Origin of the sequence: Reyranella sp. (genome assembly GCF_004297405.1) — a bacterium.
Taxonomy (GTDB): Bacteria; Pseudomonadota; Alphaproteobacteria; order Reyranellales; family Reyranellaceae; genus Reyranella.
This window is the reverse complement of sequence record NZ_SCVC01000047.1, coordinates 71927-88569: the sequence shown is the minus strand read 5'-3', so window position 1 is coordinate 88569 and position 16643 is coordinate 71927. Positions and strand designations below refer to the sequence as shown.

The following is a 16643-nucleotide window of genomic DNA, read 5'->3' as shown; positions in this document are numbered from 1 at the left end:
TACTCCTCTGGACGGTTTATCCAGGCGGGAGATAAGCGCGGGACGGGATGAGCGGCGATTGTCTGGGAGGTAATGAGCAACGCGGAGACTAGATGACCCGAGTAAAGGGTTCGGTCGAACCGAGCACCGCCTCCGGCAACATCACCGTAAACCGCGCCCCGCCCTCCGGCTTGTTGGCCGCTGTGATCGAGCCGCCCATTTCCTCGACGATGCGCTGGCAGACGGCGAGGCCGAGGCCGGTGCCTTTGGCGCGCGACTTGGTGGTCACGAACATCTCGAACAGGCGCGACAGGATGTGGGCCGCGATGCCGGGGCCGTTGTCGTCGACGATGATGCGTACGGCCCGCCCCCGCGGCGTGGACACGGCGTGCGCACTGACGACGATCGCCATGTCGGTGCGCAACTCCTCGGGGTCGCTGTCGCTCAGGGCGTCGCGGGCGTTGTTGATGAGGTTGATCATCACCTGCTCCAGCCGGCCGGCATGGCCCAGGACAGGTGGCAGGTCGGTGGCTTGGTCCAACGTGAGCACGATCCTGGCGTTGCGCGCGGCCGCGACCGTGAGATCGACGGCGCTGGCCAGGGCCGCCCGCGCGTCAAAGGGGGCGGGCTTCTCAGCAGCAGTGGAGCGGGAGAAGGCGCGCAGCTCGCCAGTGATGCGCGCCATACGGTCCACCTGCTTCAGCACGCGCTCGAATTTGGCGGCCAGCGGGGCGGGCTCGACGAGCAGCCGGGCGAGCGTCGCCATCTCCAGATCCTCGAGGGCAGATTCGGCAGCCAAGGTGATGACCTGCAGCGGCTGATTGACTTCGTGGATCACCGTGGCGGCGATGGCGCCCACGCTCTTCAGGCGCTCGGCGTCGAACAGGGCGCGCTCGGTCTCGCGTCGCACCGTGTCGTCGACGCCGACGAACACGATCTGGCGGACATGGCCCTCGATGTTGAGCACCGGCTTGGCCGTGACCTCAACCACACGCTCGCGGCCCTCGGCATCGGTCGCCGTCAGGGTGCCGCGCGCCGCCGTAAGAGCCTCTTCGGCCCACGGCCGCTCAAGCCAGCCCGTCAGGATGAAGGGATCGACCGGCTGGGCGAAGATCGAGCGCAGCGAACGGCCGATCGCCTGGTCCGGCGCGAGCCCACTGAAGGCAGCGAACTCGTGGTTGACCATCAGCATGTCGAGGTTGCGGTCGGTCAGCACCACCAGCGCCGCGCTCGAGTCGATGATCGAACGCAGGCGGGCGCGTTCCTGCTCCAGCCGGCGCGCCAGCCGCACCTCGCCGTCAATGTCGCGCACGACGCCACTGACGACCGCCTTACCGTCGTCGCGTACGAACCTGCGGTAACGCGCTTCGACATAGCGCACGGCGTCTTCGCTTCCGGCGTTTGCCTGCAGGATGCGGAAGCGTATCTGGTGCACCTTGCTATCGCCGACATGCAACTCCCGGCGCACGGCATGGCGCAGCGGCTCGCGATCCTCCACGTGGACATGATCGAGCAAGACCGAGCCCACCATCTCGGCGGCCGGCACGCCGAACAGATCGGCGGAAGCGGCGCTCGCGAAGGTCAAGACACCGGTGCCGACATCGACCTCGAAGACCACGTCGGCCAGCGATTCGACCAGGCGCTGGTATTCCCGACGGGACTGCTCGCTCTGGAGCTGCAGCGTCTTGAGATGCGTGACGTCGATGCGCAGGCCGATGGTGCGCCCGGACGCCGTCTTCTTCTCCGACCATTCGTACCAGCGGCCGTTGGACGCCTGCTGGGTCTGATGAGCCTCCTTGGAACGAAAGCGCTGCAGCCAGGCGCGGACCTGCTCCTGCTGCGCCTCCGGCGTGTCGGCAACAGTGGCTGCGGAATGGGCCGCGAGCTCGGCATAGGTCAAGCCGATCGCATCGGACCGCGCCAATACCGAGCTGGCCTGGCGGGCGGCGGCGTTGAAGAGCATCAGTCGCTCTTCGGCGTCGTAGACGGTGAGGCCGGCGGGCAGCGCCTCGATCGTCTCCGACAGGAGCGCCTGCGCCTCGCGGGCTTGGTTGTAGAGCGCGTGGCGCTCCAGCGCGGCGCGGCCGACCAGCAGCAGCAGCACGCAGCCTGAAGCGATGAAGCCCAGCGTGCTCAGCGCCAGCGCGGCAAGGGCCGCCTGATACTGCTCGATCACGCGGTCGATGACGGCTTCGAGGTCGGCCGCGAGGACCACGCCGGCACGATTCAGTTCGGCATGGGCCGAGAGGACCTGACGCATCTCGTCATGGCCGAACAACGGCAGCCGCTCGGCCATGACCGGCGACAACACCTCGTGCAGACGCCAGGCATCGGCGCAGACCACCCCCCCGCCCAGTACGCAGCGCCGGTTGAGCTGGTCGTCGAAGCTCTTCCACGCCACCTGCAACGCCGGCAGGGCATGCACTGAATGGCGGCCGCCGTCGGTATAGGCCTGCACGGCATAGACCAGCTCGCCGCCGGCATGGGCGAGGGCCAGGATTTCCGCGGACTTGCGCCGCCCCACCACCGTCTCGTTCTGGTGCAGCGCCAGCCAGAGATAGAGGAAAGAGGCGAGACAGCAGACGAGGAAGAGCAGCGCCGCGCCCGTTGCCCAGGCAATGCCAGCCGTGCCCAGCGCAGGACGCGCCAGCCCTGGCAGGGAACGCAACACACCCATCAGCGACAGCGGTCGCGACGCCGTCTCTGGAGAGGAATGCTCATCAGGCATAATCAGGAGGCTCTTTTACAGCAGACGGTGGGCAGCGACTGCCGCAATCAATACCGCAATCAGTATGGGGCGGTGTATCGGGTAACGTCGCGAGCCGGTCCATGAGCGCGCCGTCGCAGGTGGACCGACTGGCAGCGCTGCACAGGAATGTTGCTGTGGGCGCGCGACAAGGCGGGATGCACACGTCCCTACGCCGGCAAACCCTCGATCCAGCGTCGGGCCTTCTCCAGATCGTTGAAGATACGCATCGCGCGGTCGGCGGTGGCGAGGATGCCCAGGGCACGCGAGACGCGCTCGACCTGCGCGTCGGCCACGACGATCGCCAGGGCCCCGACCGGACCGCGCTGATGGTAGCCGCGGAAGAGGACACCGATCGCCAGCATATCCTCGCGGCCCATGGCGGGACGGCCGCTGCTGGCATCGAACAGCTTGAGCCAGGTGACGGCACCACCGCCATCCACGGCCTTTAGATAGGCTTCGATATCAGCGCGCGTGAAGTCGCCCTCGGCGGTGACGCTGACCAGCCGCGTCCGCGAGTCGATGATCCAGTGGAGCGGCATCTACTTCTTTCTCGCCGCCGCACTCCGTGCCTTGCCGTCCTTGGCAGGCACCCAGCGTATCACCCCATGTTCGAGACACTCGTTCATGAAAAGCACGGTCTGCTGGATGCCGCGCGCAAAGGCGGCCTGCTGCTCCGGCCGCTGTACCACGCCCGGTTTTATGACGTACCGAGCGCGTCCCTTCTCGACGATGACACCCAGCTCCAGCAAGCGCTTCAACTTGCGGCGAACCGTCTCCCGCGGAATTCCCGACGCGCTGGCAATCGATGTGGCGTTCACCGCCCGTTGGCCTTCCACGCCGACGACGCTCTCGAACGTCCCGTGCTGTTCGCGGAAGGCCGCGTCGCGCATGCCGGGTTCGATAGCCGCCGTGCCAATCATCTCGGCCACCAACGCCAGGTCGAGGTCGCCGCCGTAGAGTCCGCGGCGTTCGCGCTCGATCCGGTGGAGGAAGTTCCCGATCATGAAGATGAAGAGGCGGGAGTTCGCCGCACTCTCTGCCAGAACCAGTCGCCCCTCGGGGGTGATCGTCGTCGCACGTCGCCGGGGCACCTGGATCTCCTTGCCACCGGTTTGTGGTGCTGGTCGGTGGGAACGCCTGGCCATTCTGCCCTCTCTATTACTCGTGCAAACAGACTCATAGCCCATTTTGGGCACTCACATTCTTGCAGTCTGATCGTTCGCACCTAGTGTGCGCGAACGTTCTATTTGCACTCGGACAGGCCCGATCGATGAAAACCCAGAAAAGACCGTTGCGATGCGCGGCACGCCACGCCAGCGGAGTCGCCACTCTGGGCCTAGCAGCCGTCGCTCTTTCGACTCCGGGCTATGCCCAGGTGACCGGCGTGTACGGTAGCGGACCGAGTCTCAGCATCGGCTACGTGGGAGGACCGCTGAACCAGGCGGGAAAGGAGTCTCCCGGCGCGCTCCTCGATCTGCAGATCGGCAGCGGCGGCGTGGATGGAAAGATCAAGGCCTTCACCATGGATACCGGCTCGACCGGCATCGCGGTGTCGGGAAATTATTTCACGCCCGGAAAAGACGACACGAAGCTGACCAGCGGCACCTACACCTACACGAGCAGCGGCGCCGTGCTGCACGGCACCTACTATCAGACCAACGTCACGCTCTACGACAAGGGCAAGGCGGTCGGCACGACACCGGTGAAGGTTCTGCTGGTGGACTACGTCACCTGCAATTTCCTCGGTGCGGGCTGCGTGCCGACTCCAGCCGGTGAGAAAGACCAAAGCACGCTCTATGCCGGCGTCGGCTTCAATCGCAACAACATGACGGGCACCTCGGTCGCCGGCCTGAACCCGCTGGTGAACGTCAAGTTGATGTCGGGTCAGCAGCTCAAGCCGGGCTACATCGTGGGCAACAATGCCGTCACTATCGGCCTGTCCCAGACGACGACGGCGGGCTTCTCATTCGTGAAGCTCACGCAGGACGTGGCGACGTCGATCCCCGGCGTGCCGCAATGGAACCAGACCGTCATGACAGTGGCGGCCGGCGGCGCCACAGGCTCGGGCAGCGTCCTGCTGGATGCCGGCATCGGCTACATGTTCCTGTCGCCGCCCAGCGGCAGCAGCCTCGACGCCCTGCCCAACCGCGCGTTGGCACCCGACGGGACCCTGGTCGAGATCTGGCTGCCCGGCCAGAACGGCAGCGCGGCCTCCTATTCCTTCAAGGCACGGCAAGCAGCCACCTGCACGCCCGACGCTGCCAACTCGCTCAACCCCTGCAACGTGACGATCACGCATGACGGCGCGCCGTTCGTGAACACCAGCCGGGCGTTCTTTTCGGCCTTCGACTACCTGTACGATCCCATCAACGGCTATCTCGGCTACCGGTTAGCCGACAACGGCTTCGCCAACAGCGGCGTCGTCACGCCAGTCCTCGCGCTGCAGGGCCCTGTTCCCCTGCCCGGCGGCTTCCAGACCACGCTGCCGGTTGCCTTGCTTCAATCCACGACCCTGGTGCCTTCGACCGGCGGCGCGACATTCAACGCCGCGGTAAACGGCTTCGGCCACAACCTCACGGTCCAGGGTAACGGCATCATCGCCTTCAACGGCATCGTCGACCTCGGCGCCGGCACCTTCGCCGTTCAGCAGGGCACGGCCACGATCAATGCCTCGCTGGCCGCAGCCACGATCAATATCGGGCCTCAGGGCAGCCTGACCGGCAACGGCCCCGTCACCGGCAACGTGATCCATAGCGGCACCCTGTCGCCCGGCAACTCGATCGGCACCTTGAACATCACCGGCAACTTCACCCAGACGGCCGGCAGCATCTACCAGCTCGAGGTCAACAACCTGGGCCAGAGCGATCGGGTCAACGTCGCGGGCACGGCCACGTTGCAGGGCGGTACGGTGAACTTCGTGCCGCTCTCCAACTCCTTTGCCGCGCAGCAGACCTACACGATCCTGAGTGCGACCGGTGGCGTCAACGGCGCCTATTCAGGCGTGCAAAGCAGCAACTACGCCTTCCTGTTCCCGTCGCTGTCCTACGACGCCAACAACGTCTACCTCAACGTGGCGCGCAACTTCTCGCGCGGTGGGCAAACAGCGAACCAGGCCGCCGTGGGCGCGGCCCTCGATGCCGGAGCGTCGGGCGCCACTGGCGACTTCGCCAACGCGCTCTCAACACTCACGATGATGGATCCGACCACGGGTGCGGCCACGCTGAACGCGCTGAGCGGTCAGAACTATTCCAGCTTCTCCTCTGTCAGCGTGCTCGGTGCGCAGCTCTTCATGAACAATTTCGCGGGCCAGGCCGGCGGCAGCAGCCGCGGCGCCAACCGCGTCGCGCTGGCCGAAGCCTGCGACGTCGCCTGCGATACGGCCTCGCCTGCGCGATGGGGTGCGTGGGGCGGCGCGGTTGGCGGCCTGGGCACGATCTCCGGGAACACCAATGCCGGCGGCCTCACCTACAATCTCGGAGGCTTTGCAGCCGGTCTCGACCACCAGATCACACCCAATTTCCTGATGGGCGTCACGGTGGGCTACAGCACCGGCTCGCAGTGGGTGTCGGGCTTTCAGGGCGTTGGCACCACCAGCACCCTTCAGGCCGGCCTCTATGGCAGCTTCATCCAGGGCCCGGTCTATGTCGACGCGCTCGCTGCCTATGCCTATTCCGACAACTGGATGACGCGACCGGTCGCCGTTCCTGGCCTCAACGCGTTCACGGCGCAGGGCCGCACCGGCGCCAACCAGTTCTTCGGCCAGATCGAGACGGGCTACCGCTTCGACCTCGGCGGTATCGCCGCCGCCTACATCACGCCCTTCGCCCGCTTGCAGGGCGCGACGTCGACACAGAATGCCTTCACCGAAAGTGGCGCGGGCTCGCTGGGACTCAGCGTGGCCGCGCAGACCACCAACTCGCTGCGCACGGTGTTCGGCGCGCAGCTTGGCGGCGCCTTCGATCTGGGCTGGCGGGACCGGCTCGCGCTGCAGTTACGGTTGGGCTGGAGCCACGAGTTCGCCGACACCGCACGCCCGGTGACGGCCTCCTTCGTCGGCGCACCGGCGGCTGCCTTCACGACCTACGGCGCCGCACCATTGCGGGACGGGGCAGTGATCGGCTTCAACGCCAGCACCGCGATCGCCGAGTCGGCCTCGGCCTACGTCCGCTACGAAAGCACTCTGTCCGGTGCCGATTCTAGCCATGCACTCACGGCCGGCGTCCGCTTGATCTGGTAGGACCCGATTGTCATGCACCGCAGATCGTTCATTGCAGGTTCGGCTCTTGCCGTTTTTGCGACCGTTCCACTCGTAGCGCAGGCACAGTCTCCTGTGCCGCTCGTCGACTGGCAGGACGTCGCCGGTGACGAGGGGCGCTGGCGGTTGCAGCTCCCCAAGGGCTATCAGCTCGTCACCGTGACAGGCGCCGATGGCAGTACGATGCGGCAATACCGATCCACCTTTCCCGGCCTCGCGATGGACTTCTCCATCACCGACTACGTGCAGGCCGAAGCAGGCCATCCTCTTACGGACGAAACCGCCATGCTCAAGAGGGCACAGGCTGCCGTGCAGCAACGCTGGCCTGGCTCGACGGTTCTCGACCAGAGCGATAGCCAGCTCGGGCGTGCACAGGGCCGTTCGTTCACGCTGGCCGTCGATCAGAACAAGGGGTTCCTGGCGATGCGCGTCTACTATTCCGGCCAGCGCCTCTATCAGTTGGCCTCCCTGGGCCTGATGCAGTATCGACAAAGCCCTGTCGTTCTGCATTTTATGGATTCATTCAAACTTCGCGCCTAGGCGCCGGGTCTCGCAGGGCAAAGATGGATACAGTTCAGGGCATGGACGAAGCGCGTCGCCGTCAGATCGAAGCCGAAGAAGAGCTGCGCTATCAGGTGCGTCGACGCCTCGACACTCAGCACGGCGTCGAAGCGCCAGCGCCGGCGCCACCTGCAGATGGCTTCGGCAAGAAGCTGATGGAGTTCTTCAACAGTACGCTCGGCATGTGGTTGCTGTCGTCGGTCGTTCTGACGGGTGGTGCGGCGCTGATCCAGAACATCCAGCACAGCCACGAGATCGAGCAGAAGAACCGCGAGCAGTTCGCGGCCCACAAGTACGAAGTCACGCATCGCCTGGATCAGATGGAATACAGTCTGCGGCGGGCCAAAACCGTCGGCGACGCCAAGGCGGCAATGGACGGGATGTTCAAGAGCAAGTTCCCGCTCTCGCCCGATCTTCAGAACAAGAGCCTGGGTTCGCTCTATCTCACGATGCTGCAACTCGTCAGCGGCACGACCGACCAGAAGTCCACCGAGGTCATGGATTTCATCCGCCGCTTGGAAGAGGCCGAACTCGCACTACAGGCCCAGCCTGACGACAAGCCGCTCGACACGGAGCAGCGCGAGCATCTGCGCAAGCTCCTCAATTCCATCAAGAACCTGCACCTGAAGTGAGCCCGACAGGCTGGGTCGCGCCTACTTCTCGGTTTCCTTGATCCGCTCTTCGAGCATCGGGCGGATCGGCGCGTCGGCCGGCAGCAGGGCCAGCAGGGTCTTCCAGCGGCGCGCCGCGGCCGGCTTGTCGCCCGCCGCCAAGGAGGCTGCACCGAGATAGAAGAGCGCCAACGCGTTGCGCGGCTCGACCTTCTCCAGCCGCTCCAGCACCTGCACTGCGTCGGCCGAGGGCGGCGAGCCTGGCGTTACCTGCCGCACATGCGCCTCGGCCCAGTCAGCGAGGATGCGCGCATCGACCGGCCCCAGCGTGTCAGCCTGATGATAGGCGGCGGCGGCGCGTGGATTATCGCCCAGCACCTTCCAGGCGTTGGCAAGCCGCAACCAGCCGGCCCGGTCCTGCGGATTCTGTTCGAGACGTGCCGCCAGGCCCTCGACCATGGAGCGGATCGCCTGCTCGCGGTCAGCCGGCGCAAGGGCGGCCATCGCTTCCTGCTGTTCGCGGCTGGGCTGCGGCATGGCCGATGGAGGCGTGGCCGGCGGTGTTGGAAGCTCGATGCCGGCCGCTTTGGCAACGCGGGCAATCTCGGCACGCAGCAGACCGAGCCATGGCGCGTCGGGCGGGCTCTTGGCTTCGAGGGCTCGCCAGCGGGCGATGGCGGCGCGGCTGTCGCCGCTCTGCGCCTCGTGTAGGCCGAGATAGTACTGAGCTCGCGGATCGTCGGGCAGCTTCTGCAGCGCCTTGGTGAAGGCCTGCACGGCGGACTGGGTGACGGTGCCTTCGGCTTCGAGGGTAAGTCCCTCGCCCAGCGCAGCCAGCGCCTCGGCATCGTCGGGATCCTGCGCGAGCTTTGCCCGCGCGTCTGCCAGCAGGCGTAAAATGTCGAGGGGCCGGCCGGAGTCCTGGCCTGCGATCTGGCTGTGGTCAAAGGGGGCGGACGGCAGACCCGGCCGGCCTATCTGCAGATAGACGCCCAGCGCCAGCAGCGGCACCAGCAGCGAGAGAGCCGGCGGCAGAAACTTGTGCAGCGTCGGACCGGCGGATGTCGCGCCAATCTTCTCGGCCGCGGCGCCGGCGGCCAGGACGCGCCGTTCGATCTCGACCCGTGCAGCCGTCGCATCGGATTCGCTCACCGTGCCTGCCGCGCGCTCACGCTCCAGCTCGGCAAGTTGATCGCGATAGATCGCGAGTTCGCCGCTCAAGCGGTCGCGATGATCGACGCGCGTCTTCAGCAACGGCCAGAGCAGAGCGCCGACAGTTGCTGTGGTGAGGAGAGCGAGCAGGAACTCGAGCAAGGCCGCTACCCCTTCAGCAGCGAGTCGAGACGGCGCTGCTCCTCGTCGCTCAGCGGCGGCGGCGGCACGATCGTCTTGCGCCGGCGCGCGGCGATCAGAAGGGCGCCTCCGGCAATCAGCAGCACCAGCGGCGCCCCCAGCCAAAGGATCAGAGTGCCGGACTTGAAAGGCGGCTTGAGCAGCACGTAGTCGCCATAGCGCGCCACCATGAAGTCGAACACAGCGGCATCGTTGTCACCCGCCGTCAGCCGCTCACGCACCGCACGGCGCATGTCGCGCGCCACCTCGGCGTTGGAATCGTCGATCGACTGGTTCTGGCAGACGACGCAACGCAAGGCGCGGCCGATCTCCCGAGCCCGGGACTCCAACGCAGGATTGGGCAGCACTTCAGAAGGATCGACAGCGAAGGCAGGCGAAGCGAAGAGCAACAACAGAAGGGCGAGTGCGACCTTCATTTCGTGCCCTTCAATGCCGGCAGGATCCGATCATTGAGATCGCGTTCGTTGATCGGTCCACGGAAATGCTGTCGCACGATCCCCTGGCCATCGACGAGATAGGTCTCGGGCACGCCGGAAAGCCCCCAGTCGAGGCCCGTGCGGCCTTCGAGGTCGAGGCCGGCATACTTGAACGGATCGCCCAAGCGCTTCAGCCACTTCAGGGCATCGTCACGTTTGTTCTTCCAGGCAATGCCGATGATGGTCGCGCCGTCACGCTCGGCGAGCCGTGTAAACAGCGGATGCTCGGCAAGGCAGGGCGTGCACCAGCTCGCGAAGAAATTGACCAGCACGGGCTTGCCGGACTTGAGCAGCGCGTCCGTCAACGCCGGCTCGCTTTCGCGCAGAGCGGCGAGGTCGAGCTTGGGCGCCGGCCGGCCGACCATCACCGAACCGATCGATGCAGGATCGCGGCCCGAGGTCAGCGACCAGGCGAAGAACCCGGCCATCAAGGCCAGGGTCAACAATGGCAGGATGAAGATTGCGCGGCGCATCGTTACTCGGCGGGCTGCGTGACCGGGCGGCGTGTCTTGCTGCTGCGCGGCGCACCGATCCTCAGTCGGCGATCCGACAGCGAGACGAAGCCACCGAACGCCATGAAGGCCGCCCCCAGCCAGATCCACGGCGCGAGGGGGTTGAGATAGAGGCGGATCACCCAGCCCTGGCTGGGATCGCCCTCGCCCAGGGTCGCGTAGAAGTCGCGCAGGAAATTGGTCTGGATGGCCGTCTCGGCGACCTGACGGCGCTGCACCGTGAACAGCCGACGCTCCGGTTGCAGCACGGTGTAGGGCTTGCCGCCGACGGTGACGTTGAGGGTAGCGCGCTCGGCAACGAAGTTGGGACCCTGCACCTGCTCGATCTTGTCGAGCTGGACGGCATAGCCTGCGAAGGAAATGCGATCGCCAGGCTTCATGGTCTGCATCACCTCGGTATGCCAGGCGGAGGTCGCGACCGAGCCCAGCACGACAATGCCCAGCGACGCATGAGCGATGACCATCCCGAGGGTCGCCCGCGGCGTGGTGCGCAAGGTGCCCTGCTTGAGGCGATCAGCCAGCGACCACAGGCTGCCGACGATCAGCCAGACGCCGAAGCCGAACGCCAGCGCGGCGAGCGTGCTGCGGCTGTCGATCATCGTCATCGCCACCAGCGCGGCCGCCAGGGAGATCACGAAGGCCACGCGCAGACGCATCAGCGCCGGCCACAGTTCGGCGCGCTTCCAGCCCAGGAGCGGGCCGACACAGAGCGCAGCAAAGAGCGGTGCGCAGATCGGCACGAAGGTGGCGTTGAAGAAGGGTGGGCCGACCGAGACTTTGTCGCCGGTCAGCAAATCCAGGAACAGCGGGTAGAGCGTGCCCAGCAGCACCGTGGCGGCCAACGTACAGAGCAGCAGGTTGTTCAGGATCAGCGCCCCTTCGCGGCTAACCGGCTGGAACAGGCCGCCGCCCTGAAGCTGCGGCGCGCGCCAGGCGTAGAGCGCGAGGCCACCGCCGGTCACCGCCAGCAGGAAGCCAAGAATGTAGAGGCCGCGCGCCGGGTCCTGCGCGAAGGCATGCACTGAGGTCAGTACGCCGGAGCGCACCAGGAAGGTGCCCAGCAGCGACAGCGAGAAAGCGAGGATGGCCAGCAGCACCGTCCAGCTCTTCAGCGCATCGCGCTTCTCCACGACGATGGCCGAATGCAGCAGCGCCGTGCCGGCGAGCCAGGGCATCAGCGAGGCGTTTTCGACCGGATCCCAGAACCAGAAACCGCCCCAGCCGAGGATGTAGTAGGCCCACCAGCTTCCGAGAGCGATGCCGAGGGTGAGGAAACACCAGGCGGCAAGCGTCCACGGCCGCACCCAGCGCGCCCAGGCGGCATCGACGCGACCTTCGAGGAGTGCGGCGATGGCGAAGGCATAGGTGACGGAGAAGCCGACATAGCCCAGGTAGAGCAGCGGCGGATGGAAGGCGAGGCCGGGGTCCTGCAGCAGCGGATTGAGGCCGTTGCCATCGGCCGGCGCGGGGAAGACGCGCTCGAAGGGATTCGAGGTGAACAACAGGAAGGCGAGGAAACCGACGCCGATCAGCGACTGGATGGCGAGCACGCGGCTGCGCAAGGTGTCGGGCAGGCCGGCGCCGAAGACCGCGACCGCCGCGCCGAACAGCGCGAGGATCAACGCCCACAGCAGCATCGAGCCCTCGTGATTCCCCCACACACCCGAGATCTTGTAGAGCAGCGGCTTGGCCGAATGCGAGTTGGCGACGACGTTGGCCACCGAGAAGTCGGACGTCACGTAGGCTTGGGTCAGCGCACCGAACGCGACGATGATCAGAAGCGCCTGGGTCAGCGCCGCGGTGCGCCCCAACGCCATCAGCCGGTCGTCACCGCGTGACGCACCGATCAGCGGCACGGTTCCCTGAATCAACGCCACTGCCAGCGCCAGGATCAGCGCGAAGTGGCCGAGCTCCGCTACCACGAGACGCCAACGTAAATGACGCTGCGCATCATTTACGTTCCTTCCACTGCCCCGCTTCCTTGATCGCCTTCGCGACTTCAGGCGGCATGTAGTTTTCGTCGTGCTTGGCGAGGACCTCGCGCGCGGCGAAGACGCCGTCGCTGCCGAGTGCGCCTTCGGCAATCACGCCCTGCCCCTCGCGGAACAGGTCGGGAAGGATGCCGCGATAGACGACAGCGATCGTCTTGTTTGTATCGGTGACCGTGAAACGCACGATCTGCCCGTCCTTCTGGACGCTGCCCGCTTCGACCAGGCCGCCCAGACGGAAGCGACGGTCGGGCCCGAGGCTTTTCTCGGCAACCTGAGTCGGCGAATAGAAGAAGACGAGATTGTCGTTCAGCGCCGACAGCACGAGCGCTGCCGCGACGCCCAATGTCCCGAGCGACCCGATCAACAACCAGAGGCGGCGGCGCTTGGGTGTCATCTCTTTCTGTCCAGTCCACGGGCCGTCAACTCGCGGCGCACTTTGCTTCGCGCGCTCAACGAGGCGATGACCAGCCCGCCCAGAATGGCGAAGGCCACCAGATAGGAGGCGAGGATGAAGGCCGCGTGGTTGCTCATGCCGCTGCTTCCTCTTCCTGCACGGCGGCATTCTCAAGGCGCCGCCGGTCGATTTCCGTCTCCGTCCTCACCAGCACCAGGAAGATGAAGAGGAACAGCAGCGACACCGCCATCCAGAGGAGCGGAATCAGGATCGAATTGTGGATCGCGGGCGCATCGAGACGTGTCACCGACGCCGGCTGGTGCAGGGTGTTCCACCAATCCACCGAGAACTTGATGATCGGCAGGTTGATGACGCCGACCAGCGCCAGGATGGCGGCAGAACGATCCCCGCGCTCCGGCTCGTCATAGGCGCGGCTCAAGGCGATATGGCCGAGATAGAGGAAGAAGAGCAGCAGCATCGACGTCAGCCGCGCATCCCACACCCAGTAGGTGCCCCACATCGGCCGTCCCCACAGGGAGCCGGTGAGCAGGCACACGGCTGCGAAGCTCGCGCCCACCGGCGCGGCGGCGCGCGCCATCAAAGCGGCCAGCGGGTGACGCCACACCAGCAGCGAGGCGCCGAGGCCGGCCAGCAGCGCATAGCCTCCCATCGACAGCCAGGCGGACGGCACGTGCAGGAACATGATGCGCACGGTCTGGCCCTGCTGGTAATCCGCCGGGGCTACGAAGAAAGCCATGTAGAGGCCAAAGGCCAGCATCAGCACCGTGGCGAAGCCGAGGCTCGGCAGCACGCGCTGGCTGAAGCGGCGGAAGCGCGCGGGGTTGGCGAGGAAATGCAGGTCGGCCATGGCTTTGTCCCGCCCTTGTTTCTGGCTTGGCTGGTCTTTTGTCTATTCCCCGGCTTGCCGCAAGGCCGCGGCAATCGCCCACGGGGTCGTGGCCAGCGCTACCAGCGCCAGCGCTCCCAGGATCGCAAGATGGGTCCATAGTCCCTCGCCGGCGGCCAGGGTTTCGACGGCGCCGGCGCCGAAAATGAGGGTTGGCACGCAGAGCGGCAACGCCAACAAAGCGAGCAATGCCCCGGATTTGCGCGCCCCGAGCGTCAGGGCAGCCGCCAGCCCGCCGATCAGCGACAGGGTCGGCGTGCCGATCAGCAGGGTCGCGAACAAAGCCAGGAGGCTGCCGCCGTCGAGCCCGAAGGCCACACCCAGCACCGGCGCCAGCAGGCTGAGAGGCAGGCCGGTCACAATCCAGTGAGAGGTGCATTTGGCGAGCGCTGCCAATTCCAGCGGCCATGGCGCCAGCAACAGGAGATCGAGCGTGCCGTCCTCATAGTCGGCCGCGAACAGACGTTCGAGTGACAGCAGCGCCGCGAACAGGGCCGCGCACCAGAGCACGCCGGCCGCGATACGCTGCAAGGTGTTGGTCTCGGGGCCGATGCCGAGAGGAAAGAGCACGACCGCCACGACGAAGAAGGCCAGCACGACGCCGACATCGCCGGGTCGCCGCCAGACCAGGCGCAGGTCGCGCACGAGGAGGGCGGTGAAGCCGCTCATGCGCGCCCCAGCTCCAGTGTTCGGGCGCCCTCCACGCCGAGCTCGGCATGGGTAGCGGCAATCGCGAGACCGCCGGCAGCGAGATGCTTTTGCAGAACGGCGCGAAAAGCCTGCTGCGCCGGGACATCCAGTGCGTTCAGAGGCTCGTCGAGCAACCAGAGCGGGGCCGCGGAGAGGACGATCCGCGCCAGTGCCGTGCGGCGGCGCTGGCCGGCCGACAGCGTACGTACCACCCGGGCCGCGAGCGAGCGGAGATCGAAGGCCACGAGGGCACCGTCGAGACGGTCCGCCGCGCCGCCGCGCAGGCGCTGGGCGACGGACAGGTTCTCGGCCACCGACAGATCGCCTTTCAGTCCGTCGAGATGGCCGAGCCAGGCGAGCCGGTCGCGCCAGGCCTCGGGATCGTCGGCGGTATCGGCGCCCTGCCAGCGCACCGTTCCGGCATCGGGCCGGACCAGGCCCGCCACGGCGCGCAGCAAGGTGGTCTTGCCGCTGCCGTTCCGGCCGGTCAGGGCCAGCAGTTCGCCCTCGCCCAGCCCGAAGGACAGGCGATCGAACACCCGCCGTCCACCGCGGCGGCAGGCCAGGCCATCGATCTGGAGGGCGATCTCGGAGGGGGAAGGCGCCATGAAGCGCCGTGGTAGCACGGGAAAAAGAAAAAGGCCGTCATCTCGGGGGAGAGTGAGATGACGGCCTAAGCGCCTCCGAAGAGGCTAGAACGTGGCTTTGGGGGGACCACGTTCGGGGGAGATACAAAAGGAAGATGGAAACCTCCCATGGCGGTCGCTAGTCCCAAATGGGGCAAGACTGTGATTTTTCAATCACACCTTCCGAGGTGGGAAATTGGAAGAGGGTTAGGAAATTTCAAAAGATTGGAAGAACGGCTTCTTTGAAGCCGTATCTATTCTGAAACGAGCGGGCTCCCGCGCCTTCGTCGCTTCGCTCCTGCAGGCGCTGCCGCCCGCCAGACGCTGCAGACCCGTACGCCTCAGGCGTACGGGTCTGCAGCGTCTCGCATCCCGTCGCCCATGAACTGGTAGGCCAGGATCACCAGGATCACCGGCACCACGGGCAGCATCAGCCACCAGTTCACGGCGACCACGTTGATGTCGGTCGCCTCGTTCAGCAGCACGCCCCAGGAGGTGATCGGCGGACGCAGGCCGAGGCCCAGGAAGGAGAGCGCCGTCTCGGCCAGGATCATCGAGGGGATCGAGAGCGTCGCCGAGGCGATCAGATGGCTCATGAAGCCCGGTAGCAGGTGGCGGCCGATGATGCGGGCAGGCTTGGCGCCCATCATCTGGGCCGCCGCCGCATAGTCCTCCTCGCGCAGCGACAGGAGCTTGGACCGCACGGCGCGGCCCAGGCCCGGCCAGTCGAGCAGCGCCAGGATCAGCGTGATACCGAAATAGATCAGCAGCGGCGACCAGGTGACCGGCAGCGCCGCCGACAGTGCCAGCCACAGTGGCAGATGCGGGAAGCTCTTGATGATCTCGGTAATGCGCTGGACGACACTGTCGACCCAGCCGCCGTAGTAGCCCGCGAGCCCACCCAGTATGAGCGCGAGCGCGAAGGAGAGCGCGATGCCGATGATGCCGATGGTGAGCGATATGCGCGCCGCGTAGACGATGCGACTGAACATGTCGCGTCCCAGTCGGTCGGTGCCTAACCAGAAGAAGGTGCCGTCCTCCGGCGGACAGACGAAGTGGAAGCGGCCTTCGATCAGGCCCCAGAACTCGTAGCGCTCGCCCAGACAGAAGAAGCGGAGTTGCTGCGGCTTGGTCGTATCGGGCGAATAGATGCGCTGCAGGGTCGCCGGATCGCGCTCCATCTTCAGGCCGTAGACGAACGGACCCATGAACGTGCCCTCGTGGAAGAGGTGCACCGACTGGGGGGCGGCGAAGATGTAACGCGAGTTACGCGTGTGCAGGTCGTAGGGCGCAATCCACTCGCTGATCACCGTCGAGAAGTACATCAGCAGCAGGAAGATCGCGGAGACGACGGCCGGCCGATGGCGGCGGAAGCGCCACCACATCAGCTTCCACTGGCCGGCCATGTAGTAGCGTTCCTGCTCCTTGGTCAGGCGCTCGGCGACGTAGGGATCCCACGGCTCCTGGCTGACGAAGTGCGGCGCGCGCCTCGGCGAGGCGGAAGGGGGCGTGTTCGGCGTGGTGTCGGTCATGTCCGGC

General features: G+C 66.3%; 16 protein-coding genes. 3 read left to right on the top strand and 13 right to left on the bottom strand.

Annotated features, from left to right (window positions below; genetic code table 11):
- Positions 1-88: 88 nt before the first annotated feature.
- From EPO50_RS30325 to EPO50_RS30315, 3 genes are all read right to left on the bottom strand, one after another.
- Positions 89-2707: a PAS domain S-box protein gene (locus EPO50_RS30325; RefSeq protein WP_296350658.1), complete on the bottom strand. Its 2619-nt coding sequence runs from the start codon at positions 2705-2707 to the stop codon at positions 89-91.
- A 188-nt stretch (positions 2708-2895) separates the two neighbouring features.
- Positions 2896-3267 carry an STAS/SEC14 domain-containing protein gene (locus tag EPO50_RS30320; RefSeq protein WP_296350655.1) on the bottom strand — a complete coding sequence of 124 codons (372 nt, stop codon included), beginning with the start codon at positions 3265-3267 and terminating at the stop codon, positions 2896-2898.
- Positions 3268-3873 (bottom strand): hypothetical protein, encoded by a 606-nt coding sequence (locus EPO50_RS30315; protein WP_296350653.1) that lies wholly within the window; start codon positions 3871-3873, stop codon positions 3268-3270. It lies immediately after the preceding gene.
- A gap of 125 nt (positions 3874-3998) precedes the next feature.
- Here EPO50_RS30315 and EPO50_RS30310 point away from each other — a divergent pair, with 125 nt between their 5' ends.
- The 3 genes from EPO50_RS30310 to EPO50_RS30300 all read left to right on the top strand — a co-directional run bounded on the left by EPO50_RS30310 (position 3999) and on the right by EPO50_RS30300 (position 8176).
- Complete coding sequence (locus tag EPO50_RS30310) at positions 3999-6965, top strand: autotransporter outer membrane beta-barrel domain-containing protein (RefSeq protein WP_296350650.1); 2967 nt, start codon at positions 3999-4001, stop codon at positions 6963-6965.
- Between the two features lie 93 nt (positions 6966-7058).
- Positions 7059-7523, top strand: a complete 465-nt coding sequence (locus EPO50_RS30305) for a hypothetical protein (RefSeq protein ID WP_296350648.1) — start codon at positions 7059-7061, stop codon at positions 7521-7523.
- A gap of 23 nt (positions 7524-7546) precedes the next feature.
- Positions 7547-8176, top strand: a complete 630-nt coding sequence (locus tag EPO50_RS30300) for a hypothetical protein (RefSeq protein WP_296350646.1) — start codon at positions 7547-7549, stop codon at positions 8174-8176.
- Between the two features lie 21 nt (positions 8177-8197).
- On the opposite strand, the gene ccmI is transcribed toward EPO50_RS30300, so the two are convergent.
- From ccmI to EPO50_RS30250, 10 genes are all read right to left on the bottom strand, one after another.
- Positions 8198-9469 carry a c-type cytochrome biogenesis protein CcmI gene (ccmI, locus tag EPO50_RS30295; RefSeq protein WP_296350644.1) on the bottom strand — a complete coding sequence of 424 codons (1272 nt, stop codon included), beginning with the start codon at positions 9467-9469 and terminating at the stop codon, positions 8198-8200.
- Between the two features lie 5 nt (positions 9470-9474).
- The gene (locus EPO50_RS30290; protein ID WP_296350642.1) at positions 9475-9924 is read right to left on the bottom strand and encodes a cytochrome c-type biogenesis protein; all 450 of its coding nucleotides are present in this window, start codon (positions 9922-9924) and stop codon (positions 9475-9477) included.
- On the bottom strand, positions 9921-10457 hold the full coding sequence (locus tag EPO50_RS30285; RefSeq protein WP_296350640.1) for a DsbE family thiol:disulfide interchange protein: 537 nt from the start codon (positions 10455-10457) through the stop codon (positions 9921-9923). The genes EPO50_RS30290 and EPO50_RS30285 overlap by 4 nt, the downstream gene beginning before the upstream one ends.
- Positions 10458-10459: 2 nt before the next feature.
- Entirely contained in the window at positions 10460-12418 is a 1959-nt protein-coding gene (locus tag EPO50_RS30280; protein WP_296350638.1) for a heme lyase CcmF/NrfE family subunit, read from the bottom strand.
- A gap of 28 nt (positions 12419-12446) precedes the next feature.
- Complete coding sequence (gene ccmE, locus EPO50_RS30275) at positions 12447-12881, bottom strand: cytochrome c maturation protein CcmE (RefSeq protein WP_296350636.1); 435 nt, start codon at positions 12879-12881, stop codon at positions 12447-12449.
- Entirely contained in the window at positions 12878-13018 is a 141-nt protein-coding gene (gene ccmD / locus EPO50_RS30270; protein ID WP_296350634.1) for a heme exporter protein CcmD, read from the bottom strand. The genes ccmE and ccmD overlap by 4 nt, the downstream gene beginning before the upstream one ends.
- Entirely contained in the window at positions 13015-13749 is a 735-nt protein-coding gene (locus EPO50_RS30265; RefSeq protein ID WP_296350632.1) for a heme ABC transporter permease, read from the bottom strand. Before EPO50_RS30265 ends, ccmD begins: the two co-directional genes overlap by 4 nt.
- Positions 13750-13791: 42 nt before the next feature.
- Positions 13792-14457, bottom strand: a complete 666-nt coding sequence (gene ccmB, locus EPO50_RS30260; RefSeq protein WP_296350630.1) for a heme exporter protein CcmB — start codon at positions 14455-14457, stop codon at positions 13792-13794.
- Positions 14454-15104 (bottom strand): heme ABC exporter ATP-binding protein CcmA, encoded by a 651-nt coding sequence (gene ccmA / locus EPO50_RS30255; RefSeq protein WP_367268082.1) that lies wholly within the window; start codon positions 15102-15104, stop codon positions 14454-14456. The genes ccmB and ccmA overlap by 4 nt, the downstream gene beginning before the upstream one ends.
- A 341-nt stretch (positions 15105-15445) precedes the next feature.
- Positions 15446-16636, bottom strand: coding sequence for an ABC transporter permease (locus EPO50_RS30250; RefSeq protein ID WP_296350628.1), 1191 nt, complete (start codon positions 16634-16636; stop codon positions 15446-15448).
- Positions 16637-16643 lie beyond the last annotated feature (7 nt).